The sequence below is a fragment of the Paraburkholderia sp. Ac-20336 genome (genome assembly GCF_017105025.1).
In the GTDB taxonomy this organism is placed as follows: Bacteria; Pseudomonadota; Gammaproteobacteria; order Burkholderiales; family Burkholderiaceae; genus Paraburkholderia.
On the sequence record NZ_JAAGPS010000199.1, the window covers coordinates 1 to 7977 of the forward strand.

At 67.7% G+C, this 7977-nt stretch carries 6 protein-coding genes and 1 pseudogene; 4 read left to right on the plus strand and 3 right to left on the minus strand.

Annotated features, from left to right (window positions below):
* From GXB81_RS29510 to GXB81_RS29525, 4 genes are all read left to right on the plus strand, one after another.
* The coding region (locus tag GXB81_RS29510; RefSeq protein WP_205991064.1) for a MaoC/PaaZ C-terminal domain-containing protein at positions 1-791 on the plus strand (791 nt) is incomplete at its 5' end.
* Positions 792-876: 85 nt separating this feature from the next.
* On the plus strand, positions 877-2178 hold the full coding sequence (locus GXB81_RS29515; protein ID WP_205991065.1) for an acetyl-CoA C-acetyltransferase: 1302 nt from the start codon (positions 877-879) through the stop codon (positions 2176-2178).
* A 53-nt stretch (positions 2179-2231) separates the two neighbouring features.
* Positions 2232-4025 carry an AMP-binding protein gene (locus GXB81_RS29520; RefSeq protein ID WP_167284313.1) on the plus strand — a complete coding sequence of 598 codons (1794 nt, stop codon included), beginning with the start codon at positions 2232-2234 and terminating at the stop codon, positions 4023-4025.
* Between the two features lie 113 nt (positions 4026-4138).
* A complete protein-coding gene (locus GXB81_RS29525; RefSeq protein ID WP_241016578.1) occupies positions 4139-5206 on the plus strand; it encodes a DUF1571 domain-containing protein in 1068 nt (355 codons plus the stop codon).
* A gap of 162 nt (positions 5207-5368) precedes the next feature.
* Here GXB81_RS29525 and GXB81_RS29530 read toward each other — a convergent pair whose 3' ends face one another.
* The 3 genes and pseudogenes from GXB81_RS29530 to GXB81_RS29540 all read right to left on the minus strand — a co-directional run.
* Positions 5369-5809: a hypothetical protein gene (locus GXB81_RS29530; RefSeq protein WP_167284301.1), complete on the minus strand. Its 441-nt coding sequence runs from the start codon at positions 5807-5809 to the stop codon at positions 5369-5371.
* Positions 5810-5873: 64 nt separating this feature from the next.
* Positions 5874-7451: an FAD-binding oxidoreductase gene (locus tag GXB81_RS29535; protein WP_167040118.1), complete on the minus strand. Its 1578-nt coding sequence runs from the start codon at positions 7449-7451 to the stop codon at positions 5874-5876.
* A gap of 147 nt (positions 7452-7598) precedes the next feature.
* A pseudogene (locus tag GXB81_RS29540) lies at positions 7599-7977 on the minus strand (anti-sigma factor); the annotation flags it as partial.

Here is a 7977-nt window from a genome sequence, read left to right on the forward strand (position 1 = left end):
CGCTGCGGCTCGTGCGCCCCGCCGTCGCGCTCGCCCCCGGCCCGGCGTGGCGCTATGCGCGCGTGTGCGGCTTCATCCCCGAGCATGGCGTGCCGCTCACCTATCCGCATCTGCTCGCGTTTCCGCTGCATCTGCTGATGCTGACCGACCCGGCGTTTCCGTGGTCCGCGCTCGGGCTCGTGCATCTGGCCAATCATGTGCGGCTGCGCCGGCCGCTCGCGTACAAGGACCTGCTGCGCATCGAGGTCGAATTCGGCGCGCTGCTGCGCCACGACAAAGGCCAGGCGTTCGTGGTGCGCACGCGCATCTACCGGCGCGGCGAGGCGGTCTGGGATGGCGACAGCGTCTATCTGAAGCGCACGGCGTCCGCCGCGGTGTCCACCGCAGTGTCCACCATCGGCAGCCCGCTCGAAGCGCTGACGCTCGGCCCCGAGCCGCTGCAACGCATCGCGCGCTGGCAACTCGCGCCGCAACTCGGCCGCGACTACGCGAGCGTATCCGGCGACTACAACCCGATCCACCTGAGCGCGCTATCGGCGAAGGTCTTCGGTTTTCCGCGCGCAATCGCGCATGGCATGTGGACGCTCGCGCGCGCCGCGTCGTCATTGCAGCCGCCGAAGCCGCTCGCCGAGGCGACGCTCGCCGCCGAATTCAAGGTGCCGATGCTGCTGCCCGGCGAGGCGTCGTTGTGGAGCGCGTCGCCGTCGCTGATCGAGCGCGATCTCGAAGTGCGCGACATCGCCGGCGACAAGCCGCATTTGCGTGCGCGCATGCAGTGGCGGCTGCAATGAGCCGGGCAGCCGCCATGCGCGTCATTTCAATCGTTCGCCTCATCCGATAACCGAACCGTCGGGCCATAACCGCAAGGAGCCGAGCATGCCCCACCCGCCACCCGCCGTGCGCCGCGTCGCCATCGTCGGCGGCAACCGGATTCCGTTTGCCCGCTCGAACACCGCCTACGCGAACGCCTCGAACCAGGACATGCTGACCTTCACGCTGCAAGGCCTGATCGATCGCTACGACCTGCACGGCGTGCGTCTCGGCGAGGTGGCGGCGGGCGCGGTCATCAAGCATTCGCGCGATTTCAACCTGACACGCGAGTCCGTGCTCTCGACCACGCTGGCGAAAGAGACGCCCGCCTACGACGTGCAGCAGGCCTGCGGCACCGGCCTCGAAGCCGCGATCCTCGTCGCCAACAAGATCGCGCTCGGGCAGATCGAGGCGGGCATCGCGGGCGGGGTCGATACCACGTCCGACGCGCCGATCGGCGTCAACGAGCGCATGCGCAAGATCCTGCTCGAAGCGAATCGCGGCAGGAGCACCGGGCAGCGCGTGAGCGCACTCGCGAAGCTGCGGCCCAGCATGTTCTTCAAGCCGCTCCTGCCGCGCAACGGCGAGCCGCGCACGGGGCTGTCGATGGGCGAGCACTGCGAGCTGATGGCCAAGCGCTGGAACATCTCGCGCGAGGCACAGGACGTGCTCGCCTGCGAGAGCCACCGCAAGCTCGCGGATGCGTATGCGCGCGGCTTCGTCAACGATCTGATGACGCCGTACAAGGGCCTCGCGCGCGACAACACTCTGCGCGCCGACCTCACACTCGAAAAGCTCGCGAACCTGAAGCCCGTGTTCGATCGCGATGCCGGCACGCTGACGGCCGGCAACTCGACGCCGCTGACCGACGGCGCCTCGGCCGTGCTGCTCGCGAGCGAGGCGTGGGCGGCCGAGCGCGGCTTGCCGGTGCTCGCGTACCTGAGCTGGTCGGAGACGGCCGCCGTCGACTTTTTCGACCAACAGGAAGGCCTGCTGATGGCGCCCGCGTACGCGGTGCCGCGCATGCTCGCGCGCGCCGGCCTCGCGTTGCAGGACTTCGACTTCTACGAAATCCACGAAGCATTCGCCGCCCAGGTGTTGTGCACGCTCGCGGCATGGCAGGATGACGAATATTGCCGCACGCAGCTTGGCCTCGCCGGTGCGCTCGGTGCGATCGATCGCACGCGGCTCAACGTGAACGGCGGCTCGCTCGCGACCGGCCATCCGTTCGCGGCGACGGGCGGGCGCATCGTCGCCGCGCTCGCGAAGCTGCTCGCGCAACTCGACAAGCCGGCCGGCAGCGCGCGCGGGCTGATCTCGATCTGCGCGGCGGGCGGCCAGGGCGTGGTCGCCATCGTGGAACGCTAACGCTACCGCCAGCACTCACACCGATCGACAGGAGACGACCGATGACCGAGCCGATGCCCCAGCCTATCCAGGCCCCGCCCCCGGCCGCCGCCGGGTCCGACGGGTCCGCCTCAGCGGCCGGGTCCACGCCGCCGCGCGCGCCGAATACCGACGGCATCTGGTACGCCTCGTATCCCGCGGACGTGCCGCATGACATCGACGTCACGCAATACGAGTCGGTCGGCCAGTTCTTCGACGAATGCATCGCGCAGTTCCGCGAGCGCGTCGCCTATGTGAGCGTCGGCGCGGAGCTGACCTACGGCGAACTGGGCCGCAAGGCGACCGCGTTCGCCGCGTATCTGCAAAGCGTCGGCGTGCAGCCCGGCGAGCGCGTCGCGATCATGCTGCCGAACACGTTCCAGTATCCGGTTGCGCTGTTCGGCACGATCAAGGCCGGCGCGGTGGTCGTCAACGTCAATCCGCTCTACACGGTGCGCGAACTCGCGCATCAGCTGAAGGACAGCGGCGCGCAGACGATCGTCGTCTTCGAGAATTTCGCGAAGACGCTCGAAGACGCGCTGCCGGGCACGAAGGTGCGCAACGTCATCGTGACCGGGCTCGGCGATCTGCTCGCGGACGGCCTCAACCTGAAGGGCCGTCTGCTCAATTTCATGCTGCGTCACGTCAAGAAGATGGTGCCCGCCTACTCGCTGCCGCAGGCGGTGCCGCTGCTGCAGGCGCTCGCGGCCGGCTATGCGCGCACGCTCGCGCCGGTGCGCGCAAGCCACGACGACATCGCGTTCCTGCAATACACGGGCGGCACCACCGGTGTTGCGAAAGGCGCGATGCTCACGCACCGCAATATCGTCGCCAATCTGCTGCAGGCGAAGGCGTGGGCCGCGGGGCAGTTGAGCGGCGAAGTCGAAACGGTGCTGACGCCGCTGCCGCTCTATCACATCTACTCGCTGACCGTGAACGCGCTGATCTTCATGGGACTCGGCGGACGCAACATCCTGATTGCGAATCCGCGCGACATGAAGCGCGTGATGATGATCATCCGTCACGAGAAGTTCACCGGCATGACCGCGGTCAACACGCTCTACAACGCGTTTCTCGACAACGAGGCATTCCGCAACCGCGACTTCTCGGACCTCAAGCTCGCGATGGCGGGCGGCATGGCGACGCAGAAGGCGGTCGCCGAACGCTTCAAGGCCGTGACCGGCAAGCCGATCGTCGAGGGCTACGGGCTCACCGAATGCTCGCCGATCGTCTCGATGAACCCGGTCGATCTGACCCACCTGCGCGACTTCGAAGGCTCGATCGGGCTGCCGGCGCCGTCCACCCAGGTGCGCTTTCGCCGCGACGACGGCAGTTGGGCTAACGTCGGCGAGGCGGGCGAGCTGTGCGTGCAGGGCCCGCAGGTGATGAAGGGTTACTGGAATCGTCCCGAGGAAACCGCGAAGGTGCTCGACGACGACGGCTGGCTCGCGACCGGCGACATCGGCGTGATGGATTCGCGCGGCTTTATCCGCCTGATCGACCGCAAGAAGGACATGATTCTCGTGTCGGGCTTCAACGTCTATCCGAACGAAATCGAGGACGTGATCGCCGCGCATCCGGAAGTGCGCGAAGTCGCGGCGATCGGCGTGCCCGATCCGGCGCAGGGCGAACGCGTGAAGGTGTTCATCGTGCGGCGCAATCAGACCCTGACCGCGGAACAGGTGATCGCCTATTGCCGCAAGAACCTGACCGGCTACAAGGTGCCGAAGCTCGTCGAGTTCCGCGACGAACTGCCGCAAACCAATGTCGGCAAGATTCTGCGCCGCGCATTGCGCGACGAGGAACTCGCGAAGCAGAAGTCGGCCTGACGGGAATATCCGCCGCGCGTGTTCGTTCATCATGACGGCCATGCGCCGGCGTCGTTGTATCGCTGTGTTGCTGTGTTGCCGCGTGGTTGCCCGCGCCATTTCTGGAGGGATTCATGAAACACGGCATATCCGCCCGTTCGCGCCGCCAGCGGGTTGCGTCGCGCATTGCCGCGAGTTCGCCGCACGACAGCGCGTACCCGCGTGAAGTACCGGCATATGGGCTCAGGGGCCGTCGGTTGATCGCCGCGCTGAAGCATTCGCTGCTCGCCTCGTTGCCTCGCGCGACGCTCGCCGCGGCCGCCCTGCTCGCACCGTTCACGATACCCGCCGCGTTCGCGCAAAACGACGACCATCCGCCGCCGCTCGACAGCGCGAGCGCCGGCACCGTCAAGCCGCCCACCACGCCGCTCGCGCGGGTCGGCAAGCTCACGCTCGACAGGCAGGTCAAATGGCTGCGCGCCGCGCAGCAAAGCGGCGCACTCGAAAAGCTCGACGACGCGCAACTGATCGCGCTGTTCCAGTCGCTCGATCCGCTCGCGTTGCCGCGCTACATCAAGGAAGGACCGAACGGCTATCCGTCGTACGAGTTCACGATGTCGCGCGCGGAGCGCATTCACGGCCAGTGGCCCGACAAGCCCGATCACATGCTGGTGCGGCTCGCGCACGATCCACTGCGGATCTACGCGAAGTGGCTGCCCGACGGCGCGCACGCGGGCCAGGAAATCATCTACGACGAATCGAAACGGACCGACGAAATGTACGGCCATCTCGGCGGCATCATGAACGTGCTGCCGGTGTGGACCTCGCTGACGGGCGCGCTCGCGCGCTCGCAATCGAACCACGAGGTGCGCGATCTCGGCACCGAGTACATCGCGGACCAGTACCTCGACGAAGGCCGGAAATACGCCGAGGCCGGCGTGCCCCGCTCGGCGCAGATCGACGTGAAGACGATCGACGGCGTGCGCGTCGTCACGTTCACGTTCGAAACGCCGACCGGCCAGCCGCAGTTCTATGCGAAGAAGGAAACGCTCGGGCTCGATCTGCGGCATCCGTTCTTCCGCACCGTCGAGTCTTACGACAACGAGGGCAAGCTGTTCGAGCGGATCGTGTTCGAAAACATTACGCCGCAGACGTTCGACGATTCGACTTTTGATCCGAAGAACAAGGCTTATCGGTTTTAGCGGGTGGTGTGTGTCGAGGTCGGGGCCGTATCGATGCGGTGCGGTGCAGTGCTCATGTCCGGGCCGTGCCTGCTCGATGCCTGCTCGATGCTTGTTCGGCCTCTGTCCGGCAGGTACCCGATGTTCGGCGGACAGGCGGCCAATCCGCGCGAGCGGCACGGCTCACGCATGGCGCGGCGTCAGCGCGAACGCCACATAGGCCGCTTGCGCGGGCTGCCCGACTCGCGGCTCGTGACTGTGTTCCACGAAGCGTCCCGTGCGGATCGCGAGATGCCGCAGGACGAAGTAGTCGGAGGCACGCGTGAAGCCGATCAGCGACGGCGTCGCGCGCAAGGCCGCGTCACCCAGCCAGGGTGCGAGCGCGGTGAACCAGAGCGCGCCGGCATCGTCGCCGGTCTCGAAGACCGGCAGTTGCAGATGCGCGGCATAGCGCGCGAACGATGCGCCGCACACGAGCGTGGAATCGACGATCGCCAGCGTATGCATATCGTTGCCGCGGTTGCCGAGGTTGCCGCGTGCGACGGCCTGCGCGAACCACGGCCATGCGCCGCCGGCCATCGTCGACAGCCATGCACCCGTGAGCATGAAAGTGCGTCGGTCCATCTTGCCTCACGCCATCACATACCGCTCGCGCGCTCGTGCGCAGTCGCGCTCATTTACCGCACCGTCACGTATATCCCCGCCGGTCGCGCCACCCGGCCGGCCAGATTCCCTGCTTGCCCGGCGCGAGAATGCCGTTCGGATCGAGCGTGTCCTTGATCGTCTCCGCGAGCCGCAGCAATGCGCCGTCGTTGAAGCCGTACTGAGCCGCCGCGAAATCCATATACGCGAGATGCGCGCGATATTCGCCATAACCGGCCGCGCGCGCATCGCTCATCAGCGAGCGCAGCAATTCGCCGGCCCGCTCGACCTGGCTCGCGTCGTCGCGATCGAAAATCGCCGCGAAAATGTGATGCAGATGCCGCGCGCCCGCCGTAAAGCCGCCGTAGTAGTCGAAGCCGTATTCGGCGGCGCGCGTCTTCACCATCGTGTACTGGCGCAGCGCATCGCGCCCCGTCGCCGGACAGATCGGCGCGAAGTCGACGTGCGCGCCCGCGCCGCCGCGCCAGTCGAGCATGCGAAACGCGGTCATCGCGGGAATGCCGGCCATGTTGCGGTCGCCGCCGCCCGCCGGTTGCGCGTCGCCGGCATAGCGCGCCGCCGACAGGCGCGCCTCGGGCACCCGCGCGAACGCACGCTCGATCGACGCATAACGCGCATCGATCAGCTCGGGCGTGCCGTATAGCGCGAAATGCAGGTTCCAGCGCCCGACGCCGAGCGTGTCGAGCATCGCGGTCAGCGCGCTCTCGGGCATCGCGCCCGCGCCGTCGTACCACGGCCGCCGTGCCGACAGACCCGCCGCGCGGCGCAAACCGCCCTCGATCACCGCGTGATTGCGGATCGTTCCGTCGAGCCGCAGCGGCCGCAGAATCTCGACGATCGCTTCCAGATCGGCCTCGTGGCGAAACTGGATTTCGCCCAGCAGATACGCGGGCGGCGCGGGCATCAGCCACACACCGAGCTTCGTGACGATGCCGTAGTTCGACTGCATGAACATCGCGTCGAACGAGGGCCCGTAGCCCGGCTGATACAACTGCCACGCGGTGCCGATCTCGATGCCGCCCATGCCGGTGCGCAGCACGTCGCCGTTGGCGAGCACGACTTCCATGCCGCATTGCGCGGCTGCGTGATCGCCGTAGTCGGTGTAGCCGAAGCCGCGCTCGAGCGTATTGCCGACCACGCTGCCCCAGCCGGCCGCGGGCGGGTCGATCCACAGCCTGTAACCCTTTTCTCGCAGATGCGCGTACAGATCGAAGTAGCTGACGCCCGGCTCGACGAGCGCATAGGCGAGCGTCTCGTTGACGTCGAGGATGCGGTTCATCCGCTGCAGATCGAGCACGACCGAGCCGGCAAGGCGCGGCGCCGCGCCGCCATACGCGAAATTGCGTCCGGTCGACACGGTCCACAGCGGAATGCGATATCGATTCGCGATGCGCAGCAGTGCGCGAATTTCGTCGACCGAAGCCGGCAGCAGCGCGGCGCTCGCGGCGAAGGCGGCGCGCTCGCCGGGCGCGAACGGATCGAGATAGGCGGCGAGCCCGGCGTCGGACGTCACGACCTGCGCATCGCCGACGACCGCGCGCCAGGCGGCCAGCGCATGCTCGAACTGCGCGGCGGACACATTGGGCGGCAAGGTCTGGGGCACCGCGTCTCCTCAAGATGCGAACGGCGGCGTGCGGGATTCAACGCACCGCCGCGTCATCGCTGCACCGCGTACGGCACACGGCAACCCGCGCCCGACACGGCACCATGCGACAGCGCCATGCGACGCCATGCAGCGCCTGCGCCGCCGCTACTGCTCGCCGCTCCAGGTCTCCGGCTTGCCGCCGAGCGCGCTGCATACGTCGATGGCGATCGTGCGCAGCTTGCCTTCCGCGATCGCGCCGGAGAGCGCGTAGCCCATGCCGTCGTTGACCCAGTAGAAGGTGCGCCGGTTGCCGTCGCGCAACAGCCGGAACGCGGTCTCGTTGCGCGCGATGCCGGTCACGTAGAGCGTGAGGCGCGCGCCGGCCGCGTTCTCGTACATGAACTGCGCGGCCGGCCCCGCCTCGCCGGGCAACAGCCGCCCGCCCACCAGCGCATAGCCGTACTCCTGCAGCGACGGCACCGAAAGCGGCCGGTTCAGCCGCTTCGACAGCCAGTTGATCAGATGCTCCTCTTCGCTCGCGGCG

Excerpts from the sequence above, each read along its gene's own strand:
- GXB81_RS29515 (WP_205991065.1), top strand. The coding sequence starts at position 877 with ATGCCCCACCCGCCACCCGCCGTGCGCCGCGTCGCCATCGTCGGCGGC.
- GXB81_RS29520 (WP_167284313.1), top strand. The coding sequence starts at position 2,232 with ATGCCCCAGCCTATCCAGGCCCCGCCCCCGGCCGCCGCCGGGTCCGAC.
- GXB81_RS29525 (WP_241016578.1), top strand. The coding sequence starts at position 4,139 with ATGAAACACGGCATATCCGCCCGTTCGCGCCGCCAGCGGGTTGCGTCG.
- GXB81_RS29530 (WP_167284301.1), bottom strand. The coding sequence starts at position 5,809 with ATGGACCGACGCACTTTCATGCTCACGGGTGCATGGCTGTCGACGATG.